Source organism: Aquimarina agarivorans (genome assembly GCF_000218485.1).
Lineage (GTDB): Bacteria > Bacteroidota > Bacteroidia > Flavobacteriales > Flavobacteriaceae > Aquimarina > Aquimarina agarivorans.
This window is the reverse complement of the sequence record NZ_AFPB01000003.1, coordinates 1-1,204: the sequence shown is the minus strand read 5'-3', so window position 1 is coordinate 1,204 and position 1,204 is coordinate 1. Positions and strand designations below refer to the sequence as shown.

1 pseudogene is annotated in these 1,204 nt (G+C 33.9%); it reads left to right on the top strand.

The features are described 5' to 3' along the window. Nucleotides 1-82 precede the first annotated feature (82 nt). Nucleotides 83-1,204, top strand: a pseudogene (locus GMC_RS18405) (IS4 family transposase); the annotation flags it as partial.

The following is a 1,204-nucleotide window of genomic DNA, read 5'->3' as shown; positions in this document are numbered from 1 at the left end:
TATTATAAACAGTAGTCTAGCGTTCATTGAAATACTTTTCGATTTGAAATCATTTTTTGGATAAAGTGTTGAGTTTTGCAAAATGAACACAGGCAGGACTATTTTATCGCAGTTATTGGATTTTGTTCCACGCTACGAATTCAACAAATATGTTGACAAGTATAAAGGCAATTATCGTGTAAAATCATTTACCTGTTGGGAACAATTTATAGTCATGGCATTTGCTCAGTTGACTGGTTGGGAGAGTTTACGGGATATAGTATCTTGTTTGAATGCTATTCCAACACGGCTTTATCATTCGGGTGTAAAGAGTAAGGTAAAGCGTTCGACCTTATCTGAGGCAAATACGAAAAGAGACTGGAGAATTTATGCCGAATTTGCACAAGTTCTTATACAGCAAGCAAGACGGCTCTATAAAGAAGAACATTCATTTTCGGTCGATATAGAAGAGATTGCTTATGCTTTGGATAGTAGTACCATAGATTTATGCTTATCCCTATTTCCTTGGGCAAAGTTCAGAAAGGAAAAGGGGGCGGTCAAGATGCATACCCAATTAGATTTACGAGGTTCTATTCCAACCTTTATAGAAATTACAGATGGGAAAGTGCATGATGTTAATATCTTGGACAATTTGCTTTTAGAACCCAGTGCTTTTTATATCATGGATAGGGCATATCTAGATTTTGAGAGTCTTTATAAAATACATGAACACCAATGCTATTTTGTTCTCAGGGAAAAGCGCAACTTTAAATTTCGGCGCTTATACTCAAGGAAAGTAGATAAATCAAAAGGCTTCAAATGTGACCAAACCATAAAGTTGACAGGGTTCTATTCATCAAAGAATTATCCTGAAAACTTAGGCGTATCAAGTTCTATGATAAAGAAAGGGATAAAACAATCGTGTTTTTGACCAACAATTTTCATTATGATGCTCAGATAATAGCGGATCTCTATAAGGAAAGATGGAAAATCGAATTATTTTTTAAGTGGATAAAGCAACACTTGCGAATCAAGAAATTTTTTGGAACAAGTCTAAATGCTGTTTATACACAAATATGGGTAGCAGTATGTGTTTACTTACTGGTAGCCATCATGAAGAAAAAACTAAAATTGAAACAAGAACTTTACACAATTCTACAGATTTTAAGTGTTTGTATTTTTGAAAAAGTCTCTGTAAATCAGTTATTTGAAAACAAAAATTACA